The sequence below is a fragment of the Shewanella sp. AS16 genome, assembly GCF_021412365.1.
Taxonomy (GTDB): domain Bacteria; phylum Pseudomonadota; class Gammaproteobacteria; order Enterobacterales; family Shewanellaceae; genus Shewanella; species Shewanella salipaludis.
Map to the genome: position 1 here is coordinate 95909 of NZ_JAKCLK010000006.1, position 22462 is coordinate 118370.

Annotated in this window: 24 protein-coding genes; 7 read left to right on the forward strand and 17 right to left on the reverse strand. The window is 54.0% G+C overall.

The window, feature by feature from the left end:
• The 5 genes from LZP73_RS14865 to LZP73_RS14885 all read right to left on the reverse strand — a co-directional run bounded on the left by LZP73_RS14865 (nt 1) and on the right by LZP73_RS14885 (nt 2385).
• Nucleotides 1–372: an STAS/SEC14 domain-containing protein gene (locus LZP73_RS14865; RefSeq protein WP_234235774.1), complete on the reverse strand. Its 372-nt coding sequence runs from the start codon at nt 370–372 to the stop codon at nt 1–3.
• 29 nt (nt 373–401) lie between these two features.
• The gene (locus LZP73_RS14870; protein WP_234235775.1) at nt 402–713 is read right to left on the reverse strand and encodes a hypothetical protein; all 312 of its coding nucleotides are present in this window, start codon (nt 711–713) and stop codon (nt 402–404) included.
• Between the two features lie 105 nt (nt 714–818).
• On the reverse strand, nt 819–1175 hold the full coding sequence (locus LZP73_RS14875; RefSeq protein ID WP_169562377.1) for a DUF3802 family protein: 357 nt from the start codon (nt 1173–1175) through the stop codon (nt 819–821).
• Nucleotides 1176–1255: 80 nt separating this feature from the next.
• A complete protein-coding gene (locus tag LZP73_RS14880) occupies nt 1256–1831 on the reverse strand; it encodes a YceI family protein (RefSeq protein ID WP_234235776.1) in 576 nt (191 codons plus the stop codon).
• Between the two features lie 95 nt (nt 1832–1926).
• Nucleotides 1927–2385 carry a YaiI/YqxD family protein gene (locus tag LZP73_RS14885; RefSeq protein ID WP_234235777.1) on the reverse strand — a complete coding sequence of 153 codons (459 nt, stop codon included), beginning with the start codon at nt 2383–2385 and terminating at the stop codon, nt 1927–1929.
• 184 nt (nt 2386–2569) lie between these two features.
• Here LZP73_RS14885 and LZP73_RS14890 point away from each other — a divergent pair, with 184 nt between their 5' ends.
• Nucleotides 2570–2782 carry a cold-shock protein gene (locus LZP73_RS14890; protein ID WP_169562374.1) on the forward strand — a complete coding sequence of 71 codons (213 nt, stop codon included), beginning with the start codon at nt 2570–2572 and terminating at the stop codon, nt 2780–2782.
• A gap of 30 nt (nt 2783–2812) precedes the next feature.
• On the opposite strand, the gene pdxH is transcribed toward LZP73_RS14890, so the two are convergent.
• From pdxH to speE, 5 genes are all read right to left on the reverse strand, one after another.
• Nucleotides 2813–3451 (reverse strand): pyridoxamine 5'-phosphate oxidase, encoded by a 639-nt coding sequence (pdxH, locus tag LZP73_RS14895; RefSeq protein ID WP_234235778.1) that lies wholly within the window; start codon nt 3449–3451, stop codon nt 2813–2815.
• 110 nt (nt 3452–3561) lie between these two features.
• Nucleotides 3562–4494 carry an agmatinase gene (speB, locus tag LZP73_RS14900; RefSeq protein ID WP_234235779.1) on the reverse strand — a complete coding sequence of 311 codons (933 nt, stop codon included), beginning with the start codon at nt 4492–4494 and terminating at the stop codon, nt 3562–3564.
• A gap of 31 nt (nt 4495–4525) precedes the next feature.
• Nucleotides 4526–5455 carry an S-adenosylmethionine decarboxylase proenzyme gene (locus LZP73_RS14905; protein ID WP_234235780.1) on the reverse strand — a complete coding sequence of 310 codons (930 nt, stop codon included), beginning with the start codon at nt 5453–5455 and terminating at the stop codon, nt 4526–4528.
• Nucleotides 5456–5523: 68 nt separating this feature from the next.
• The gene (gene speA / locus LZP73_RS14910; protein ID WP_234235781.1) at nt 5524–7449 is read right to left on the reverse strand and encodes a biosynthetic arginine decarboxylase; all 1926 of its coding nucleotides are present in this window, start codon (nt 7447–7449) and stop codon (nt 5524–5526) included.
• 30 nt (nt 7450–7479) lie between these two features.
• Entirely contained in the window at nt 7480–8349 is an 870-nt protein-coding gene (gene speE, locus LZP73_RS14915; RefSeq protein ID WP_234235782.1) for a polyamine aminopropyltransferase, read from the reverse strand.
• A gap of 690 nt (nt 8350–9039) precedes the next feature.
• Here speE and LZP73_RS14920 point away from each other — a divergent pair.
• From LZP73_RS14920 to LZP73_RS14935, 4 genes are all read left to right on the forward strand, one after another.
• Nucleotides 9040–9879, forward strand: coding sequence for a CvfB family protein (locus LZP73_RS14920; protein ID WP_234235783.1), 840 nt, complete (start codon nt 9040–9042; stop codon nt 9877–9879).
• A gap of 102 nt (nt 9880–9981) precedes the next feature.
• Nucleotides 9982–10656, forward strand: coding sequence for a YceH family protein (locus tag LZP73_RS14925; RefSeq protein ID WP_234235784.1), 675 nt, complete (start codon nt 9982–9984; stop codon nt 10654–10656).
• Between the two features lie 49 nt (nt 10657–10705).
• On the forward strand, nt 10706–11539 hold the full coding sequence (locus tag LZP73_RS14930; RefSeq protein WP_234235785.1) for an ABC transporter permease: 834 nt from the start codon (nt 10706–10708) through the stop codon (nt 11537–11539).
• Nucleotides 11536–12441 carry an ABC transporter ATP-binding protein gene (locus tag LZP73_RS14935; RefSeq protein WP_234235786.1) on the forward strand — a complete coding sequence of 302 codons (906 nt, stop codon included), beginning with the start codon at nt 11536–11538 and terminating at the stop codon, nt 12439–12441. Before LZP73_RS14930 ends, LZP73_RS14935 begins: the two co-directional genes overlap by 4 nt.
• Nucleotides 12442–12558: 117 nt before the next feature.
• Here LZP73_RS14935 and LZP73_RS14940 read toward each other — a convergent pair whose 3' ends face one another.
• From LZP73_RS14940 to LZP73_RS14955, 4 genes are all read right to left on the reverse strand, one after another.
• On the reverse strand, nt 12559–14133 hold the full coding sequence (locus LZP73_RS14940; protein WP_234235787.1) for an ArnT family glycosyltransferase: 1575 nt from the start codon (nt 14131–14133) through the stop codon (nt 12559–12561).
• 517 nt (nt 14134–14650) lie between these two features.
• Nucleotides 14651–14860, reverse strand: a complete 210-nt coding sequence (locus LZP73_RS14945) for a cold-shock protein (RefSeq protein ID WP_011789734.1) — start codon at nt 14858–14860, stop codon at nt 14651–14653.
• 311 nt (nt 14861–15171) lie between these two features.
• Nucleotides 15172–15990 carry a 23S rRNA (guanine(745)-N(1))-methyltransferase gene (gene rlmA, locus LZP73_RS14950; RefSeq protein ID WP_234235788.1) on the reverse strand — a complete coding sequence of 273 codons (819 nt, stop codon included), beginning with the start codon at nt 15988–15990 and terminating at the stop codon, nt 15172–15174.
• 30 nt (nt 15991–16020) lie between these two features.
• Nucleotides 16021–16866: a hypothetical protein gene (locus LZP73_RS14955; RefSeq protein WP_234235789.1), complete on the reverse strand. Its 846-nt coding sequence runs from the start codon at nt 16864–16866 to the stop codon at nt 16021–16023.
• 175 nt (nt 16867–17041) lie between these two features.
• Between LZP73_RS14955 and sbcB the strand changes: the two genes are divergently transcribed.
• Together sbcB and cdd are read left to right on the forward strand one after the other, a co-directional pair.
• Nucleotides 17042–18457: an exodeoxyribonuclease I gene (gene sbcB, locus LZP73_RS14960; protein WP_234235790.1), complete on the forward strand. Its 1416-nt coding sequence runs from the start codon at nt 17042–17044 to the stop codon at nt 18455–18457.
• 58 nt (nt 18458–18515) lie between these two features.
• The gene (gene cdd / locus LZP73_RS14965; RefSeq protein ID WP_234235791.1) at nt 18516–19406 is read left to right on the forward strand and encodes a cytidine deaminase; all 891 of its coding nucleotides are present in this window, start codon (nt 18516–18518) and stop codon (nt 19404–19406) included.
• Nucleotides 19407–19470: 64 nt separating this feature from the next.
• On the opposite strand, the gene LZP73_RS14970 is transcribed toward cdd, so the two are convergent.
• From LZP73_RS14970 to fabF, 3 genes are all read right to left on the reverse strand, one after another.
• Entirely contained in the window at nt 19471–20346 is an 876-nt protein-coding gene (locus LZP73_RS14970; RefSeq protein WP_234235792.1) for an NAD(P)-dependent oxidoreductase, read from the reverse strand.
• 136 nt (nt 20347–20482) lie between these two features.
• Nucleotides 20483–20968 (reverse strand): acyl-CoA thioesterase, encoded by a 486-nt coding sequence (locus tag LZP73_RS14975; RefSeq protein ID WP_234235793.1) that lies wholly within the window; start codon nt 20966–20968, stop codon nt 20483–20485.
• A gap of 206 nt (nt 20969–21174) precedes the next feature.
• On the reverse strand, nt 21175–22413 hold the full coding sequence (gene fabF / locus LZP73_RS14980; RefSeq protein WP_234235794.1) for a beta-ketoacyl-ACP synthase II: 1239 nt from the start codon (nt 22411–22413) through the stop codon (nt 21175–21177).
• Nucleotides 22414–22462: the final 49 nt, after the last annotated feature.

Genomic DNA, 22462 nt, shown 5'->3' on the forward strand with positions numbered 1-22462 from the left:
CTAGGAAGGCGTTTGCTCGAACCAGAGTTTGGCATCGACCCGCTCGGCAAGACCGAAGACCCGCACTGAACAGGGGATCATGCTGGCCAAGGTCTTGGCCATGGTGCGCATCAGAGGATCGTCGGCCACTATGGCGATACGGGAAAAGTCATTCAGATGAAACAACCCAAGCACGGCATCATCCCACAGGGCGCCGACTGAAATACCTTCGAATTGTTCTGAAAATTCATACCATAAGCGGATGCTGGCATGATCCCTGAGTTTGGCCTCTATGGCGGGCAGCAAGACGGCTTCATAGTCTTGCGCGCTAATCACACCCGAGGCTCTCACGGCGACTGTGTCGTGCTCGAAACCTGTTTTAAGCTCAAGCATGGTCACTCCTTCGCGGCGTCAGCGCGCCATCAATAGACGAAATGGAAAATATACAACAGCAACAACCCCATGGTACAGGCGCAATGACATGCATGCTGCCCCCTGTGGTGCCCTTCCTTGAAATAGCGGAAATGTCGCGAGAACTGTACGCCTAGCCAGACGAGAATAAAGGGCACGAAAGGCAGGGAAATCACGAAGGGAATAAAGCCCCAACCGAAGTCGGTTGCATGGTGACTGAACAGACGCAGCAACAGCCAGCATAGGAATAACAGCAGATAAATGACGAGATGATACCCCAGAAACGGCCGTCCAAATGGCTTGATATTCATCATATGTAACATAACGACTCCCTACACAAGAACAACTCAAACATTAGATGTGCAGGTAAAGAAGTACAAGCGGCATCAATCAAAAGACTGTAACTAAGTATTTAATCCCCATGAGTTTTATTCGACGGGCTCGAGCCTGGCGATTTCTTGATCGAACAGATTCTTGATCAGCCCGGAAAACTCGGTAATAAAGAGGATCTGGGCCTGGGTTGCCTTATGGGAGGCGACTTTCGCCAGGATCTCTTCCAAATCATAGATGATGGCATCGATCTCGCGGATCACTGTGTTGCGTTGTTCGAACGTCAGCGACGGGTTTTGGCCACACACCATGATGATCTGCGCCGAGAGTTGGTCCTCAAACCACTCCATCACGGTTTCGCTGCAAAGCTGCTGACTATCCGGAGTTTCAAACAGGCCTAGATGCTCAGTAAGATATTGTATCAAATGCATATAGCCGTCTTTATCTGTTACCATTTCCCCGCCCTTAACACGCTGATTATGATGAACGCCGGACCCGGGCCCGGCGGTTTTTTCCTGGCTGTCGCGGCTCGGCCTTATTGCGTCAGTGTCAGCACAAAAGACACGGGCACAGCCAGACTGATGCTGGGCAAGCCCGCGATATCCCGCAGCTTATCGACTCCGGCGACGAGATCAAACTCCTTGGCATTGACTATGACAGGTTGCCAGCTGCTGACCTGCACCTTATGCTCGGATAACTTGGCCAGCACCAGGCTGAAACGCTTATTCAGGGCCTTGCCATGCAGGCCTATCTGTCCATCGAGCTCGACAACCCGGCTATCACCGACCGCCAGATCTGCTATGAGTGCCGGTGCTAGGCTGGCATTCAGGGTCAACTGTGGAAACCGGGTCACATCGAACAACAGACTCTGCATCCGCTCGTCACGGATCTCCACCCCGGTAGACACGCTCGACAGGGGGATGTTCAGCTCGAAGTGGCCCTTATCATCCAGACTGCCACTGAGACGCTTGAAATGATGCACTTCGGCAATATCGCCTTTCTTGATGGAGATAAAACTGACCCTGGAATCTTGATTGGCAACTTGCCATGGGGCCGCATTGGCAGCGCCGGCAAGCATGGCCAAGGCGATAACACTCATCCATTTATTCATCACATATCCTCTTGGTATTATCTTTCCGTAAGTTATTTGTTCGTCGCCGAGGCTGTCGCGGCATCCCCAACGACGGCCTCCAGCCGCGAATTACTTTAACGACCTGCCAGCCATTTATCTAATGTTTTTGCAAAGGCATGCTTATCCGCCTGGGAAAAACTATCCGGTCCTCCGGTATGCACCCCAGAGCCGCGCAGGGTTTCCATGAAATCCCGCATGGTCAATTTCTGGCGGATATTATCGGCGTTATAGAGCTCTCCCCTGGGATTGACCGCCAGTGCGTCCTTGTCGATCACCGCCGCCGCTAATGGAATATCGGCGGTGATCACCAAATCATTAGCCCGCACCTGATCTTCTATGTATTGATCGGCCACATCGAAGCCACTGCCCACCCGCACCACGGCGATATGGGGCGATACCGGCACCCGCAGCAATTGATTGGCCACCAGGATCACCCTCACCCCCTTGCGCTCTGCCGCCCGGAACAGTATCTCCTTGATGGGATTGGGGCAGGCATCGGCATCTACCCAGATTTTGCTGTCAGTGTCGTTCATCTTCTCGTCTCAAAGTTACTGCCTGCGCCACTCGGCAACACAGCTGCCCATTGGCAGCGACTGGGTCTCTTACGCTTGCACTGTCAAGTACTTGCAATAATTCACTGCTAGCCTATGAAGGTTTCATCCTGCCAGTGGATGGCGGTGCAAACGTGTAACAAACCCAAAATATATCGAGGATATTATGTCAGATCAGTTAGTTACCGGTGTTGTTAAATGGTTCAATGATGAAAAAGGTTTCGGTTTTCTCGCCCTGGAAAATGCCGAAGACGTCTTTGTACATTACCGTGCCATCAACAGCCAGGGTCGCAAGACCCTCAGAGAGGGCCAACAGGTAAGCTTCATCGTCACCCAAGGTCAAAAAGGCCCACAAGCAGAAAACGTCACGCCGCTCTGACAGCGGCGCGAGCTTCCAGCTGGCAGACTTTCAAGGCGCGAGCCTGTCTATCTGCCAGCTGCTTGCCTCCTTGGTGTAGAGGAAGCGGTCGTGTAGCCTATGCTCGCCCCCCTGCCAGAATTCTATGCTCGAAGGCCTGACCAGAAAGCCGCCCCAGAATTTAGGCAGAGGTATCTCACCCTGAGCAAATTTCGCCTTCATCTCCATGAATTTACTCTCCAGCGCCTGACGCGCCGACAGCTTACTCGACTGCTTGGACACCCAGGCGGCGATCTGGCTCTCCTTGGGACGGCTCATGAAATACTTGATCACCTCGGCGGTGGATAGCGCCTCGGCCTGGCCCGTCACCGCGACTTGACGCTCCAGCGGATGCCAGGGAAACAACAGGCTGATCTTGGCGTTGGCGGCGATTTGCTGCGCCTTGCGGCTCTCGAGATTGGTAAAGAAGACGAAGCCATTATCATCGAAGCGTTTCAGCAAGACTATGCGCTGAAATGGCTGACCACTGGCATCGACTGTGGCAACACACATGGCGGTCGGATCGCTCAGCTCTGCCTCCCTGGCCTGCGCCATCCAAGTGGCAAACAGCGTCATGGGATTGGCCGGCAAGTCGGCACGCCGCAGCCCTCCCTTGTTGTATTCCCGACGAATATCACTGAGATCTGTCATTGTTCTTTCCTTAGCATGTTGAAAAGCGGAAGCCGTCGCCATAGCGCTATTATGACGGCACAAATGAAAAAGCCAACGTCAGGACGTTGGCTTTTCGCTGTCGATAACACTTATTTTTTAATCAGCCCCTGACCTTCGGCCCAGACGTGCAGCATCTCCAGTCCCAGGGTCGCACCGGCCAGCGCCGTGATGTCGGCCGAATCATAGGCGGGCGCCACTTCAACCACGTCCATACCGACCACATTCATGCCACGCAGGCCACGGATAATCTTCATCGCCTTATCACTGGTGAGGCCGCCACACACCGGGGTACCTGTGCCTGGGGCGAAGGCAGGATCCAGGCAGTCGATATCGAAGGTGATATACAAGGGCATGTCACCGACCCGGGCACGGATCTGCGCCACGATTTCCTCGGCACTGAGATCGTTGGCGGTAGCGCCGTCGATCACTTGGTAGCCGTGGTTTTCACGATTGTATTCGGTGCGGATACCGACCTGCACAGAGTGCGCCGGATCTATGATGCCTTCACGGGGAGCATGGAAAAACATGGTGCCGTGATCATACTTGCTGCCCTGACTGTAAGTGTCTGTATGGGCATCGAAATGCAGCAACGCCATGGTGCCGAATTTCTTGTAATGGGCACGCAGCAAGGGCAAGGTCACGAAATGATCGCCACCGAAACTCATCAGCGTCTTACCCGACTCCAGCACTGAGGTCGCGAAGGCTTCCACTCTCTGGGTAAAGTCTTCGGCATCGCCGCAGTTATAAACCAGATCGCCGGCATCGACCATCTTCACATGCTGGCTCAGGCTGAAATCCCAAGGCCAGCGGGTCTCTTCCCAGGCCAGGTTAACCGAGGCACGACGAATCGCGTCCGGCCCCATACGTCCGCCAGAACGCCCGGTAGTCGCCATATCGAACGGCAAACCAATGACAACCACATCCGCATCGCTTTCGAGGGGCTTGAAGTTCAATGGTTGACGCAAATACCCAAACGCATTCGAATACAGCGAGTAATCGGGTTTATCTGCTAAGGTGGTCATACATTCTCCAAAAAGGGCAAACGCCGAAAAATTACATAGGTTCAGGGATCAACACTTCATGGGACAAGTGCTGATAATGACTGAAGTCGATATTATACCCCTGCTCCGGGGCTAAAGAACAACTTCCCAAGCATAAATGCGCCGGAAAAGTATGATTCTGGGGTGTCGAGTTAAAGCCGATCACATCCCAGCTCCCCGGATTGAGGCGGGCCAGGAGCTGCGCACAAATATCGACAGGATAACTCCCCAGGTCCAGATTGGTTTCCAGGCTCACATAGGAGCTGGTTTCCTGGGGGGTGATGTGGATGGTGACATAGTCCTTGCCACGGATAGCGTTCACCGAATATCCCAAGGGCTGAAACAGGAAATCATCGAATTGAAACTCAGGCAGCAGGCTCTCCAAGGCCAGCAGGTGGCGCACTCCCGCTGCCGTCTGCCGACTGCCACGCAGGTAATCGGCCGCCTCACCGCGTATGTGGTACATGAGCAGCTCGCTGGTGCAGTCATCCGCCGCGGCCCGATAGTCTCTGTCGGTGCAAAAAATATAGTGGTGATGTGAGTCCAAATGCCCTATGCGATAGGCCTTGCCTGACACGTGCCGGCGTAGCCTGAGCAGATCTTGTTCGAATGAACTCGGCTGCAAGTGCGACAGGTATTCGTTCTTGCGCTGATAGCTGGCGAAAGCGATGGCATCCTGGCCCAGGTGCTCGATAAAGCCAATGGCCGCATCGACCAGAGTGGTAGTGCCACAGGTTAACATCAAGAACCTGTCGTCCCAGACGAACAGACTCGATTCGCTCAACAGGTAGGCATCGCAATCTGGGTTGCGGATACAGGAGAGGATCTCGGCATTGGCACGGGTCACCAATTGCGCCCAGAAGCCGTCACCGAGCCGGCGCAGACTCTGATACTGAGGCGTGACTATAACCTCAATTTTTTTCTCCGAACCTTCAAAAAACATCGTGTCTCTATACCTAATACAGGCCGGCAGTATGGACTCCTGCCGGCCTGTTTCATGCTTGCTTAGATTTAAACCTGCTCTACCGAGAAGTCTTCTAAATAGGTATAACCCTTCAAGCCCAGTTGCAGCTCTTCGAGTATGTTGGCCCGTTCAGCTTCCTCTATATGCAGATTCACCAATTCTTCATAGGTACGCATGAAAGACACGGCATCCAGGTTAACGTAGCGCAACACGTCCGCCACTGTATCACCGGCGAGCACGGACTCGATATTGGTCAGGCCCTTGTCATCGATACGCACCACGGCCGAGTTGGTATCGCCGAACAGGTTATGCATGTCACCCAGAATTTCCTGGTAAGCCCCCACCAGGAAGAAACCTATCAGGTATGGGCTCTCGGCACTCCAGGCAGGCACAGGCAGGGTCGTTTCAATCCCCTGACCATCGACGTACTGATCTACTATGCCATCGGAATCGCAGGTGATGTCCAGCATCACGGCGCGGCGCTCGGGTGCCTTATCCAGCCCGGACAGAGGCAGCACGGGGAACACCTGATCTATGCCCCAGGCATCCGGCAGAGATTGGAACAGGGAGAAGTTCACGAAGAACTTATCGGCCAGTTTCTCATTGAGCTCATCTATGATGGGTCTGTGGTAACGGTTTTTCGCACTCAACATGCCCTGCACTTCATGACATACCCGCAGGTTCGCCTGTTCGGCCCAGGCGCGTTCCGCCAGGTTGATTTGCCCTGTGGCAAACAAGGAATGGGCTTCGGCCAAGTCGCTCTGGCTGTCATGGTAGATTTCAATCAGCGCCCGCTGATCGGCGCGGCCACGGATCTCGGACCAGGACTGCCACATGTTATGCAGCAACTGGGGCGATTCTTCCGCCGGTGGCTGAATATTTTCAGGCACATAGGCTTCGGTGCCTATCACATCAGTGATCAGCACGGCATGATGAGCCGTCAAATAACGCCCGGATTCAGAGATGATACGCGGCATCGGCTGCTCGTACTCATTACAGATATCGGTCAGCACATTGACTATGTTGTTGGCATATTCGGTCAGGCCGTAGTTCATCGAGTTATTGCTCTGGCTGCGGGTACCGTCATAGTCCACCGCCAGACCGCCACCCACGTCGAAACAATTGACGCTGGCGCCGAGTTTGCGCAATTCGCAATAGAAACGTCCGGCTTCGCTCACACCCTGACGAATATCGCGGATGTTGGCGATTTGCGATCCCAGGTGGAAATGCAGCAGCTGCAGCGAGTCCAGCATATCATGCTGTTTCAGCTGCTCGACGACCGTCAGTACCTGCGCCGCCGACAAGCCAAACTTGGACTTTTCGCCGCCACTGGCCTGCCATTTACCCTTGCCCTGGAATGCCAGGCGGGTACGCAGGCCCAGTCTTGGGGTCACGCCCAGGCGCTTGGATTCGGTCAATACCATCTTAAGTTCAGACAGCTTTTCCAGCACTATGTAGACTTTATGACCCAGCTTTTCGCCGATCAATGCCAAGCGTATGTATTCGTTGTCTTTGTAGCCATTACAGACGATGACGGAACTGGCCTTCTGTGCCATGGCCAGTACGGCCATCAACTCAGGCTTACTGCCGGCTTCCAATCCAAGCTGTGGCACTTCCTTGGAGACCTGGCTCGCCAGGATCTCTTCGACCACTGTCTGCTGTTGGTTCACCTTGATGGGGTAAACCAGCAAGTAGTCGGCCTGGTATTCATACTTCTGGATCGCCTGATCGAAGGCGTGACACAGGCTGTTGACTCTATGATGCAATATCTGTGGGAAACGCACCAACACGGGTAAGGCTACCCCGGCCTTGACCATGTCTTTGGCCAGCTCGTTCAAGCCAATCTTGTATTCAGGGTTCGCTGGATCCGGTGAAACAGTCACCTCACCGCCATCGCTGATACCGTAAAATCCTTGGCTCCAGTGGGTTACATTGTACCCAGAACGAGCATCATCAATAGACCAATCATTCATTATATATTTAGCCCGTTAATTAAAAATGGGTTAGACAGTCAGGGCAGACCTGACGGCTTGTTCTACAAATCCAGGCAAAGCGAAGCTCGCCTGATGTATTGCTGGCGTGTAATAACGCGTGCTGATCCCAGCCGCGTCATAACGAGCCATGAGGCTGGCCAAATCGAGCTGGCGCGCACTCAGGTTATCTGTTGCCCATGCAAACGCCATGCTGCCACCGACATAGGTGGGCACGGCGGCCATATAGAACCAACATTCCTTCACATATGGGCTCATGCGCCTTACTGTGTTTGGCACTTCGTCGGGTTGCATGAATGGCACCCCATTCTGGGCGACGAAAATACCCTCTGCATTAAGGCATGCAATACAAGCCTGATAAAAGTCCGAACTGAACAAGACTTCACCCGGTCCGACCGGATCCGTACAGTCGGAAATAATCACATCGAAGCCTTGCTGACAGGACTGCACAAATGCCATCCCGTCCGCTATCACTACCTCGACCCGCTCATCTTCGAACGCGCCCTGGGAATGCTGCGGGAAGTAAGTCTTGCACATCTCAATCACAGCCGCATCGATTTCCACCAGGGTGATATTGCGGATCTGAGCATGCTTCACCACTTCTCTGAGCATGCCGCCGTCGCCCCCGCCTATGATCAGCACACTCTGCACTGCGCCATGGGCCAATATGGGCACATGGGTCAACATCTCATGATAGATGAACTCGTCTCTTTCCGTCGTCTGTATGGCGCCATTGAGTGACATCACACGACCAAACCTGGCATTGTCGAAGATAGTCAACTGCCACTGGGGCGTTGTCTGCTCGAAGACCAGTTTATCCTGGGTAAAATATTGCCCATAAGCGCCGTACAGGGTTTCACAGTATCTGTTGTTAGCTTGCATGAAATTGACCGCACCACCTCGACATCAGAGGGTAAAAAAATCAAAGCACTCAACATCGGATGCTTCCTTCCAGGGAATTCCGATGCACCAGCCGCCACTCCAGGGAGCTGAGCGACGCCTATGACTGGGGACTGTTGGTCTCTTCGCGGCCGGAATTGATGCGGTTAAGCGTGAGGTGCTTCAAGCGTGTGTCGGCACAGGCTACCGGGCAGGCTGCCACAGGTAAGCGCAGAATGAAAAATCTATGGTTATGCATTAGCTAAAACCCCTCTTAACCCCGTGTAACTTATGATAGTGCAAGAACACGGTTCATGACCTGTGAACCATAAAGCCTGGAGGCGGCTTAAACCCGATAACTTAGTAGATGTCTCCATAAGTATCAAGCCGCTAACTCGTAAAACGGCGCAATTAAACCTTGCTGGGCGCCATAATGCAAGCAGGAATATCACTTTAAATTAGCCGTTAAAAAATAATCCACACGCCATGGAGACAGCATTGGCGACCAGGCATAAAATTCGCGATAATAATCAGAATGATAACCTGACATTCTCCTCGGCAATACTGTTCAATATTTTTTAATATTCCGGGCTCATTCCCGTATTGCGGCATGGGAAAACTTGTCGAGCATCCCAAGGGGAATTCCTCTATAATTCTCCCCAGTTACAATCGATAGTGCACATAGAGAATTACATGATACAGATAGGCAGAATCTGCAAGCTTGAAGTCGTTAAACAGGTCAGTTTTGGGGTGTACCTCAACGCCCAGGAGCTGGGGCAAGTCCTGTTACCCAACAAGGTCACGCCAAAGGACTGCCAAGTCGGCGATTGGCTCGAGGTCTTCCTCTACCTGGACTCGGAAGATATGGTCATAGCCACCACCCGTCGCCCACTGGCGCAAGTGGGTGAATTTGCCTATTTGAAAGCCGTTGCCACCGGCCCCTATGGCGCTTTTCTCGACTGGGGGCTGGATAAAGACTTGCTGCTGCCCTTCGGCGAACAACATAAGACCATAGAAGAAGGCCGCTCCTACCTAGTCCATGTCCATGCCAACAGAGCCGATGAACGCATCGTCGCCTCGGCCAAGCTCGACAAGTTCCTTGATAAGACGGCCCCGGATTATGACGTTGGCCAGCAGGTGGAGCTCATCATAGGCGGCACCACAGACTTGGGCTACAAGGCCATAGTCAACCAGCAACACTGGGGCGTCATCTACCAGAACCAGGTATTCCAGAAACTGAGGTTTGGCCAGAAACTGAAGGGGTTCATTAAACAGGTGCGCGCCGACGGCAAGATAGACTTAGCACTGCAACAAGGCGGTAAAGAGGAGCTGGATCAACACGCCAGACTCATCTTGTCCAAGTTAAAGCAGGCCGGTGGTTTCCTGCCGTTAACCGACAAGACGGATGCCGGCATCATTTATGAGCAGCTTGGCATGAGCAAGAAAGCCTTCAAGAAATCCATAGGCGGGCTATTCAAAGCCGGCCAGCTCAGCATTGACAGCGACGGTTTAAGGCTCACAGAAGACGCCTGATTGACTGATTTAGCAGCAATATATCCGCTCGCTGGGACAACTCCTAGGATAATCGGCATGGCTCTGTTATAACAAAGCCATGCTTTTTTATGCGGAGCCCATATGCTACTCACGTCACACGAAGCCAGAGTCATAGGCTGCCTTCTGGAAAAAGAAGTCACCACCCCGGAACAGTACCCTTTGTCACTCAACGCCCTGACCTTGGCCTGTAATCAGAAGTCCAGTCGCGATCCTGTGCTGGAACTGAGCGAAACTCAGGTGCAGGCGAGTCTGGATTCCTTGGCGAAACGCAGGCTCATCAGCGAGCAGTCCGGCTTCGGCAGCAGGGTCATCAAGTATCAACACAGATTCTGTAACACAGAGTTTGGTGAGTTGCAGCTGACGGCGGCGCAGCTGGCCATAGTTTGCCTGTTACTGCTGCGCGGCCCACAGACGGCCGGCGAGTTGCGCACCCGCAGCAACAGACTGCATAACTTCAAGGATATTGCCGAAGTCGAACAGACACTCGCAGAGCTGGTGCGAGCCGAGCCCCCCATGCTGGGACAACTCCCCCGGGAGCCGGGCAAGCGTGAATGCCGCTTCGAGCAGTTGTTCAGTGGCTCTGCCAGCCAGGCGGGCTCGCCAAAGATACAAGCTGCTGCAGCCGATGAGCACGCAGCCAGTGACATGACAGCCGACACGGGCGAAGCCGAGCTGGTCGACAGAGTCGCTCGGCTCGAACACCAGCTCGCCCAATTAACCGAGCAAGTGGCGCTATTGCTGGCCGCTACCAAATAATCAAACCGTCCAAGATGGTCGGCAACATGCGTTAAAGGATCTGCACTCCATGGTCAATCACACCCCTCCCACGGGCTTGCGCAACAGTCTCATCATTGCCAAGTTCGAATTGCATAAACTCTTCTTACAAACCCGGGGAATTGTCGCCTTAATCGCTTTCGGCCTGGTATGGGGGCTGATTCTCCTCTATCCGGTGCAAAGCGCCTCGGGGATATTACTCCAGCCTCAGTTTAAAGAAATGATGGATGGCCTCTTTGGCCCCAATACTCTCAACGAGCTGTTTGACTGGCCGGTGGCCGAATTGGCGGTATTCTGGTGCGTCGCCCTATACCTGTTTCCGATTTTCAGCATTTTCATTGCCGCCGATCAGTTCGCCTCGGATAAGAGCCGGGGTACCTTCCGCTTCATTTGCCTCAGGGCCAGCCGCGACAGTTTATTTTTCGGGCGCTTCCTGGGACAGATGCTCATTCAGTCCCTGCTGATCTTGCTCACAGTGCTGGCGACCATAATATTGGCCGCCTCCCGGGATCCCAACCTCCTGCTGGCCGCCGGCAATACCGGCCTGGGCGTCGCGATTAACCTCATCATAGTGATCATGCCCTACACGGCTGTGATGGCCATACTGTCACTCTATGCCTCGACTGCCCGTCAGGCGACCATCTACGCCACCATATTATGGACCCTGGTCTCTATCGGCATCATGTTGCTGGACAGTCAGTTGCCTTATGTTGCTGCGCTGCGCTGGGTATTGCCTGGCTCGCAACTGGACGCCATGATCAACACCCAAGGACTGGCCAGCTTCAGCTACGCCCCCATTCCGCTGCTCCAGACTGCAGTCATTCTGCTGCTGGGACGAGTCTACCTGCAAAGGAGCGCATTATGATGTTGGTTAATTGCACCGGCCTCAGCCAATTCTATGGCAACAAACTGGCACTCGATAACGTCGATTTCAACCTGAATGCCGGCGCGCCCATAGCCCTGGTGGGCCCCAACGGTGCCGGGAAAACCACGCTCTTCAGCCTCATGTGCGGCTATTTGACCCCCAGCAAGGGAGAGATATTGATCTTGGGTGAGAAACCCGGCAGTGCTCCACTCCTGGGGCGGGTGTCGGCCCTGCCCCAGGATGCCAAGCTGGATCCCAACCTCTCGATTTTGTCACAGCTAACCCTGCTGGCTCAGTTGCAGGGCATGAAACCCAATGCGGCCAGACAGGAGGCCCTGAGGGTACTTGCCCTGGTGGATCTGACCGACGTCGCCGGACAGAAGCCCCCCAGCCTGAGCCACGGCATGAGCAAGAGGGTCTCCATCGCCCAGGCGCTGATGGGCAGCCCAGAGTTGGTGCTGCTCGATGAACCCACCTCGGGGCTGGACCCGGCCAATGCCAAAAAAATCCGGGAGCTGGTGCGAAGCCTGTCCGGCGAGATCACTTTCATCATAAGTTCGCACAATCTGGATGAACTGGAAAAACTGTGCGATCAGGTATTGTATTTGGACCAAGGTCGGCTGAACCAATCTGTATCCTTGCAATCCGGCAACCAGGCGCAGTTCGATTACCTCACCCTGACCATGCAGTCCTGTGATGCCGACAGCCTCACCAAGGAGCTCAGTGCCCGCACCGGGGTCATAGCTGTCACCTCGAAGAACAGTAATGAGTTCGTTATCCAATACGATCCAGATCTCACATCCGCTCTGGAGCCGGCACTCTTCAAGCTGTTTGAGCAACAGGGCTGGCAGTATAAGATGCTGTTGAAGGGGCGCACCCTGGAAGACACCCTCTTCTCTTAAGGGCTTTTGGCTGAAAAGGCGATGGCCACAAGGCACGGGGGCAAGGCCCACAGTCACAATCCCGGGCGCAGCGCCACGACAGCGCCACGACAGCGCTGCGCCCGGGCAAGCGGCTCATCAGAACAAAGCAGTTTTCACTTCCATTTCTTGCCAACGAGAATTGCGGATAAGCAGATACTCGCCATTGCGATAGGGCATGGCGAGCTGTGCATATCGCGCCAGATCGCCGCCAGGGGCCTTATGCTCCAGGACAAGATACCCCTCAGGATGCTGCTCAATCCAGCGCTCAATGTCATGCTCGGTCCGCAACTCAGTCAATGCCTGTGTGCCCCTGGCCAGAAATCGAAACTGATCGGCATAATCATCGACATAGGCAATGGGCTTGCCTTGCTCCTGCACACCTATGACCTCCCTGGCAAAGACTTGCAGATCATAATAATGCCGGATCACTGGGGATATCCCCAGCAGCAGAGACTGCAATGCCAGCGGAAAGGCAAGCAGCAGCCAACGCGTGTTGGGCCTGGTGGTCAACAGCAAGGCCAGCGCCAATGGCAACAAGCTCAAAGCCCTGACCCATGGCGAGAGTGACGCCCCCGGAAAATAGTGTGCCGTGACTTCGGGTAACACCACAAGGCTTAAGGCGATAACCAACAACAAGGCCACCATGCCGTAATACCTTGGACGTATATCTGGCCATTTACAGGCCATCCACAGGGCAGCGAAAGGCAACAGAGGGATGAGATAATGCACCTGCTTGCCACTCATCAGGCTAAACAGCAGTAACTGGGGCAGCATGCCCCACAGGGCAAAACGCTGCAATGGCGTCTTGGCCCAGGCTCCCCGCCAAATTCCGGTCAGGCTCCAGGGCAATAACAGCAAGGGCAATAACAGCAGATACCAATACCAGGGCCTGGCATGGGCGAAGGCGTTGGCAATGCGTCCCGTCGTCTGCCGCCACAATATCGCCTCGGCATAAGTCTCGCCACCGAAAATTGCCGCCGGAATAGCCCAAAGCAGCACCACCAGGATGCCGAGCAAGGTGGCCAGCAGGGCGGCCTTGACCCATGTCTTGCTGCAAAGATCCGGGGCCGGCTTCCAAAAATGATGGCTCAATACCAGCGGCAACCAGAAAACCAGCATCACAGGTCCCTTGGCGAGCAGACCCGCGCCGACCGCGAGCCCGGCGGCTAGCAACCAGCCTGTTGTCTGCTCCTGGCCATATTTCAGCATGCAGTAAAGCGACGCCAGTAAACAGACACACACAAGCACATCGAACATGGTCAGGGGGGAATAGACCAGCCAGGGCAGGAAACTGAGTAACATCATGGGAGCCAATGCCGCGATACGTGCCGCATTGGCGAAGAAGTTATTCACTATGCTGCTCAACAGGAAAAAACTGCTGAGTCCGACGACAGGGATGACAACACGGGAAGTAAAATCTGTCACCCCGAAGCACAACCAGTTGACATTGATCAGCCAGAAGAGCAAGGGAGGCTTATGGGCATAGGGCTCCCCGTTGAGCTGGGGCACCAACCAGTTATGATTTTGCCACATTTCCCATGCAACAGACAGGTAGCGGGTTTCATCGATAGGCAGCAAGGGGAAAAACCAGAGACGAAGTAGAATGAACCCCGCCGCCACCAACGCAGCCAAAGTGGCCCCCGCCCCCAAAGAATAGATTTTTGCAGACAAAATACCCCTCCCTTTGATTGGATCTGACTCATCAATCCTGAAGAGTCATAGTTTAGCACTCAGCCCCTGCGCCATTATCAGTGTCCTGTGTCTGTGGGCTGCTTGACGCTTATCTTAGATATTCATCATGAAGGAATCATTAAAGATATTGCTAATACACATTTAAAATCGAATAAAAGCAATGACTTTATACCAGCGACAGCAAAATTTGCCGGCAAGGCTCGACCCATGGAGCTGAAAATAAGCGCAAAAAATCCGGAGAGGCAGAGGACGCGGGGGATACTGAAAGCGCCATAGCCGGCGGCGAGTCAGCTGACCCCGGGCTGTACAGCTGGCTATTAGTTAAGGAGAGCCAAGAGTTGCTAAGCATGCGAATTGATGGGTTTGAGGATACAGCAACGGCAATCGAGACTCGGGATGGTAACAACGGCTCGAAAAATACAGATACAAAAAGAGCCATGGTTTGCACCATAGCCCTTTAGAGTCCTTACTGTCAGCCGGGGCCGACGAGTAATGATTAGCCGATAATTGTTACGTTTTCAGCTTGAGGACCTTTCTGACCTTGAGTCACAGTGAAAGATACTTTCTGACCTTCGTCAAGAGTTTTGAAACCGTCAGAGTTGATTGCACGGAAGTGAACGAATACGTCTGGACCAGACTCTTGCTCGATGAATCCGAAACCTTTGTCAGAGTTGAACCACTTAACTACACCAGTTACTTGAGACATGATATAAATCCTGTAAATAAAAATATTAAAGCCTTAACGGCGGTGGAGCTGGAAAATGCCGGTATTACTTATGTTTACAGGACGAACTGGGTCGTATTGAACACATAAATATAAGCCCAACCTTCAAGCTGGTATGACTATAACCCATTTTCGGAATATGTCAACAAACTATATCGACGCCAACTTTAGTTTCTGCATGGCATTATCCATACTCTGTTCCGGCTCATTGACCAAGACGCCTTCGGTTTTAGCAATCCGTAAAAAAAACAAATTAAAACATTTTGATTTTAATGACTTACGAAAAACAACATTCAGACGCATTTCACTCTATGCACTTCAATCTGGAAATCCAGTTCACAGCTCAGGCCCTGCTGGGTCAAATTAATTTTTTGCTCGGCGGTCAGTTTCCACGCATAAGGCGTCATCTCGAGGAAGTGGGCTATGTCCTGTGGCTCAATCAATGTCAGCTGCCATCTCAGACGCTCCTGATGCAGGCAATCGAAACCTGCCAGCTCGGCCGTCGTTTCCGGATGTAATCTGGGTTCAGGATAAATCAGTTTTTTCAGGGCAAAATGGTGCCAGGGCCCGGGCGATACCGTGATCAATATGCCTTCCTTGGCCAACACCCGACTCACCTCCTCCAGCTTAGATGGCGCGTAGATCCTGATGGCCAAGTCGAAACTCTGGGCCGCAAACGGCATATCGTAGGCACTCGCGACACAGAAGGATGACTCGGGGTAGCGTTTGGCGGCATATTTTATGGCGGATTTGGAAATATCCAGCCCCTGCAAGCGGCAGGCATGATGCCGCTTGATGCTGTCAAACAGCCTCTGGCTGTAATAGCCCTCACCGCAACCTATATCCAGCAGGCTCCCGGCTTCGGGGGCATGGGCCAACGCTAGCTCGTTGACCCTGTCGCTCAATGCCTGGTAATGACCGGCATTGAGAAACTCGCGCCTGGCGAACATCATCTGCCGGTTATCACCCGGATCTTTGGAGTTTTTCTTCTGTACAGGCAATAAATTCACATAGCCTTCTTTGGCGCAATCGAAGCTATGTGAGGCCAAACACCCCCAGCTGTTGCCCTGCAAAACCAAGGGCGCGGCGCAGAGGGGACAAATATAATGCATAGTGATACCCGGCTTCCTTTATGTCAGAAATTACAAGACGATGTCATGTTCATCATCTGTGAGTCGCCTGACCATCTCTGTCACGCCCGACGGCGCCAGCAGTTCGTAGCAGTCAAGCTTGCGCTGCAGCTTTTCCTGGCTCAAGCTCTCATTTGCTGCCTGGCCGTAGCTCTGGCGCTCCAGTTGTTGGCTGTAAGTTCGGAATAACCATTGTCTTTTTTTCAGTAACTGGCTATCCAATTGGGTGGCTTCGGCCGACAAACCTGGATGCAACTTACCCAGCTCTCCCCTGAGAAACGCCTGCAAATCGCTTCTGACCTGCTCGAGTTCGGCAATATGCACCGCCAGCATCTGTGAAGATTCACTGTAATCATAGTTTCTGGCCAGCAGTGCCTTGGCCAGCATTATGTCCTTGGGCTCTTGAAACAGGCGCAGGTCATGCTCCAGCGGCACAGATTCGAACAAGCTGTCCCCTGCCTGACTGAAGCTCAAGCTTGTCGCTCCGGGCGTCAATGTCAGACAGATCCCGGTCCGCAACTGAGCGGCACAGATCCCTGGGGCCGTCCCCAGCCGGGGATAGAGTCTCAGGCCCTGCCCCATACCCCGAACCAAGCTATGACCCGATGGCAGTTCTCTGGAGCCTGTCTCTGTTCCTGTCGCAGACTCCGGCTCGAATTCCAAGCGCAGGAAGGCTTGGCTTTTAATGGTCAAACGACTCTTGCCGACACTGTTGTCGATAACTATCATTTCAACCAGGGGGGCATTGAGCATCTGCAAGACGATAAAATCGCTGGCGTCTTCGGGTAATCTGAGTCTTAAATGGCGTTCTTGTTGCACATCGACAACGACGGGCTGACTGAAAAATGGGTTATACATACGGCTCACAGTCCCTTAATTAGCGCACGATTGTACCTTTGAAGCCGATAGGGGTCACGAGTTAACAAGGAATTTAATCAAGATAATGATGTCGATAGGCAGTGATTGCTGCCCCTGTCAGCCCATTAGGTGGTAAGATAATTCCATTCTCACGTCTGCCTTTTTATTCATACTTATGTCCTCACCCGTTCAGCCAACCTTGTTTTGGCACGATTATGAAACCTTCGGTGTCAGCCCGGCCAAAGACAGACCGGCGCAGTTTGCCGGGATCCGAACCGATCTCGATCTCAACATCCTAGGCGAACCCGTCAGTTTCTATTGCAAGCAAGCCACGGATTATCTGCCCTCTCCCGAGGCTATCCTGATCACAGGGATCACCCCTCAGCTGGCGAACCTCAAGGGCCTGGTCGAGACCGAGTTCATGGGGCAGATCAACGCCTTGTTCAGCCAACCCAATACCTGCGTCGTCGGCTACAATTCACTCAGGTTCGACGATGAAGTCACCCGCTTTGGCTTCTATCGCAACTTCATCGACCCCTATGCCAGAGAATGGCAGCAAGGCAATTCCCGCTGGGATATTATCGACCTGGTCAGGGCCTGCTATGCCTTCAGGCCTGAAGGCATAAATTGGCCACAGAAAGAGGATGGTTCCCCCAGCTTCAAACTCGAACAGCTCACCCAAGCCAATGGCCTGAGCCATGACAAGGCCCACGACGCCCTGTCCGACGTATATGCGACCATTGCCATAGCCAAACTCATCAAAGAGAAGCAGCCCAAACTCTACCAATACTATTTCGGCCTGCGGCGCAAGCAGGCGGTCAGCGAGCAGCTGGATGTGCTGAATATGCAACCCTTGGTGCATGTCAGCTCCAAAATCAGTGCACTGCATGGCTGCACTACCATCATAGCCCCCGTGGCCCATCATCCAGTCAACAAAAATGCCATCATCTGTGTCAACATGGCGATGGATATCAGCCCGTTGATCGAGTTGGACGTTGAAGCCATCAAGACCCGGATGTACACCCCGAGAGCCGAGCTCGGCGCCGATGAGCTGCCCATTCCGGTGAAGCAGATACATATCAACAAGTGCCCCTTCATCTCACCCGCCAAGACGCTCACTGATGAGAATGCGGAGCGATTGCAGATAGATAAGGCGTTCGCCCGCGAGCAATATAAGCGATTGCGCAATCATCCTGAGATCCGGGAAAAGCTCACTGCCCTGTTCGAATCCCAATCCGAATATGAGTCAGACAACCAGGATCCCGATCTCATGCTCTACAGCGGTGGTTTTTTCAGCCATGCGGATAAGGCCAAGATGGAGATAATACGTCACACCACACCACAAAACCTGGCCGCCCTGGATCTGCAATTCGACGATCCCAGAGTCAAGGAGATGTTATTCCGTTACCGGGCACGCAACTATCCTGAGCTGCTCGATGAACAGGAGTCCCTGCGCTGGCGTGAATTTTGTCAGCAAAGGTTGGCCGACCCCGACTACCTGTTGCGCCTGGAGAACTTGTTGCAAGACACGGAAGACGAAACAGAACAAAAGCTCCTGGCCGCCTTGTGCCATTATTTGCGTTCGCTCTGAATACCCTTCATTGCGACTGGATCACATTCCGCGACTTTAACGATTAAGGATGAGGGAAATGCAAGACAGATTCATACACAGCATAACCCAGTTACCCCCAAAATTAGCCAGTGCCCTGTTACCCCTATTGGGCCATGACTTTGCCGGCCATCTGGACGCACAACAATTGGCGCAGTTGATGGCGGCCGCCAATCTGAGTGAAACCGAGCTCCTGTTGGCCTTGCTGCCGATAGCCGCGGCGCTGGCCAACCCGCCGATCAGCGACTTCTATGTCGGTGCCATCGCCAAGGGCAAAAGCGGCGCTGTCTACATGGGTGCCAACCTCGAACTGGCGGGCGAAGCCCTGTTTCATTCAGTCCATGCGGAGCAGAGTGCCATCAGCCATGCCTGGTTAAGCGGCGAGAGCCAGATCCTGGATATCATAGTCAACGCCAGTCCTTGCGGGCATTGCCGCCAGTTTATGAACGAGTTGGTCAATGGGGCGAATATCCAGATACATTTGCCCAGACAGCAGGTACAGCCCCTGTCCCATTATCTGCCCCATGCCTTCGGTCCCCAGGATCTCAATGTCACCATGCCCTTGTTATCCAAACAGCAAACCGAATTTGCCATCGAGAGCTCGGATCCCATGGTCATAGAAGGCCTGGATCATGCCAGCCTCAGTTATGCTCCCTACAGCAAATGCTTTGCCGCCGTGGTGTTGGAAACCCATGACGGGGCGACCTTCTGTGGCCGCTATGCCGAAAATGCCGCCTTCAACCCCTCAATGCTGCCCATGCAAATGGCACTGACGGCGCTGCTGCGCCATGACAGGGATTTTAGCGACATCAATCGCGCCCTGCTGATAGAGTCATCCCAGGGCAAGATCAGCCTGGTCGGGGCAACACTGGATGCACTTCAGGCCGTCAGCACTATCGAGCTGGAGCATCTGGTGCTGGAACCGAGCTAAACGGGCCTTCAAGCCAATAAAAAAGGACTGAGCTTCAGTCCTTTTTTATGTGTGGTATTTGTGGCTAGTTGCGCGTCTTTTCCAGTCGCGCCAACAGGCTGGAGGTATCCCAGCGATTGCCGCCCATGGCCTGCACTTCGGCATAAAATTGATCAACCAGCGCCGTCATCGGCAACTGGGAGCCGTTGCGGCGCGCCTCTTCGAGGGCGATGGCTAAATCCTTGCGCATCCAATCTATGGCGAAGCCGAAATCATACTTGCCCTGCCACATGCTCTGGTAACGATTTTCCATCTGCCAGCTCTGGGCCGCACCTTTGCTTATGACCTCGACCACCTTCTCACCATCCAGCCCGGCACTGCGGGCGAAATGCAGCGCTTCGGCCAAGCCCTGGACCACGCCTGCGATGCAAATCTGATTGACCATCTTGGTCAATTGCCCGGCGCCCACATCCCCGAGGCGCTCGGCGCAGCGGGCATAGGCCGTTATCACGGGCTTAACCCTGTCGAACACACCTTGCTCACCACCGACCATCACGGTCAAGACACCATTCTCGGCGCCCGCCTGGCCACCCGAAACTGGGGCATCGAGAAAGCTCATCCCCTGCTCCGCGAGCAGAGCCGCAAGCTCCCTGGCGACATCGGCCGAGGCCGTGGTGTGATCGATAAGCACGGCACCGGGTGCCATGCCTGCCAGCGCCCCCTGTTCCCCGAGCACCACCTGACGCAGGTCATCATCGTTGCCGACACAAGTGATCACTATTTCCTGGCCCTCGGCGGCTTCTCTTGGGGTGGTGCAACTGCGGCCGCCATGGGTTTCGACCCATTTCAGGGCCTTTTCCTGGCTCCGATTGTACACAGTGACCTGGTGGCCTTTACCGACCAGATGCCCAGCCATGGGGAAACCCATGACGCCTAAACCTATGAATGCCACTTTTGCCATGAAAATACCTTCGCTTACCGTGAATATTAGGGGTTACAGAATTATTATGATTATGCTTGAAATCAGATGTTTATTGTCCCGCAGGAGCGGCGTATCAGTTTACTCCTTGGAGGGCAAATGTGAAAGCCACGGCCGGTTAAGCGCCAGACATGACGTGGGCCGCCATTTCGGCGCCAATTTTCTTGCGCATCTCCATCAGCCTGAGGGCCGAATCCCGCAGTTTGATATCCGCTTCTGTGACAGGAACCCACTCGGGCACAGGCGTCGGCTGCCCCTCATCATCGACGGCCACCATGATGACGATACAATGTGTGGTCAGGTGGCGCTCGGCGTTCTTGGGATCTCCGGCCCTAACGTCTATGCCTATGTGCATGGAGGTCCTGCCGGTGTAGATCACCTTGGCCCCGACCTCGACTATGTTGCCTACATGGATAGGCTCGACAAAGCGGATCCCGCCGGCATAGACAGTGATGCTGTACTTACCGCTCCAACCGGCGGCGCAGGCATAAGCCGCCAAATCGATCCATTTCATCACGGCGCCGCCGTGTACCTTACCGCCGAAATTGACATCCGCCGGCTCGGCCAGAAATCTCAGGGTTATTTGCCTATCTTGACCCGCCATGCTCACCTCTTTTCTTCAGCTAGTTTTGCCCGCCATATGTGGGTACAGTGTACGCCAGAAACATCCCGGGGAATATTGCCCAGGCCCGGCAAACACAGCTTTTATGGCGGCCATTTACGGAGTAATGCCCAGAACCCTGGCTGACGGTTAATAAAAAAGCGCCGAGAGGCGCTTTTTTATTTCAAAACCTGGCTTGGTTGCTGCTATCAGATTTTTTTAAATAACAGCGAGCCGTTGGTGCCACCAAAACCGAAGGAGTTACACAGGGCATACTCCAGCTTCACGTCTCTGGCGGTGTGGGCAACAAAGTCCAGATCACAGCCTTCATCCGGGTTGTCCAGGTTGATGGTCGGCGGCACTGCCTGATCCCTGAGCGCCAACAGGGTGATGATGGCTTCGACCGAACCCGCTGCACCGAGCAGATGCCCTGTCATGGACTTGGTCGAGCTCACCAGCACGTCATAGGCGTGGGCGCCAAACACAGACTTCACCGCCGCCGCTTCGGCCTTGTCACCGGCCGGGGTCGAAGTGCCGTGCGCATTGATATAGCCAATCTGCTCACGGGCCAATTGCGCATCCTTTATCGCATTGACCATGGCCGAGGCCGCACCCGCACCGTCGCTCGGTGGCGATGTCATATGAAAGGCATCGCCGCTCATGCCGAAACCGACCAACTCACCATAGATGGTGGCACCGCGGGCCTTGGCATGTTCATACTCTTCCACCACCATGACGCCAGCACCATCGCCTATGACAAAGCCATCCCTGTCTCTATCCCAGGGACGACTGGCGGCCGCAGGATCCTCATTGCGGGTCGACAGCGCCTTGGCGGCGCCGAAACCTGCAACCCCCAATGGGGTAGTGACATCTTCGGCGCCGCCGGCAACCATCACGTCGGCGTCGCCATAGGCGATGCTGCGGGCCGCGAAGCCTATGTTGTGTACCCCTGTAGTACAGGCGGTGGTCACGGCAAAGTTAGGCCCAGTCATGCCATACATGATGGACAGATGACCGGCGATCATGTTGATGATGGTGCTGGGAACGAAAAAGGGGGATACCTTGCGCGGGCCGCCGTTGAGCAGCGCGCTATGATTCTGTTCAATCAAGCCCATGCCGCCCATACCGGCGCCTATGGCGGTGCCGACGCGACTGGGATCTTCCTTGCTCATGTCCAGACCCGAATCCTGGATAGCCTGGATGCCGGCCGCCATGCCGTATTGGATGAAGAGATCCATCTTGCGGGCATCTTTCTTGGTCAGGTATTGTTCGACATCGAAGTCTTTCACTGAACCACTGAAACGGGTCGAAAATTCACTGGCATCAAATTTGGTGATGGGCGCTATGCCGCTCTTACCCGCAAGCAAGGCCTTCCACGAAGCATCCACGGTATTGCCTACCGGAGTGACCAATCCTAAACCAGTTATGACTACACGACGTTTAGACACGTTATTCACCTTAATATGCAAAAAATGTGTGAACCATGATAGAAGCTAA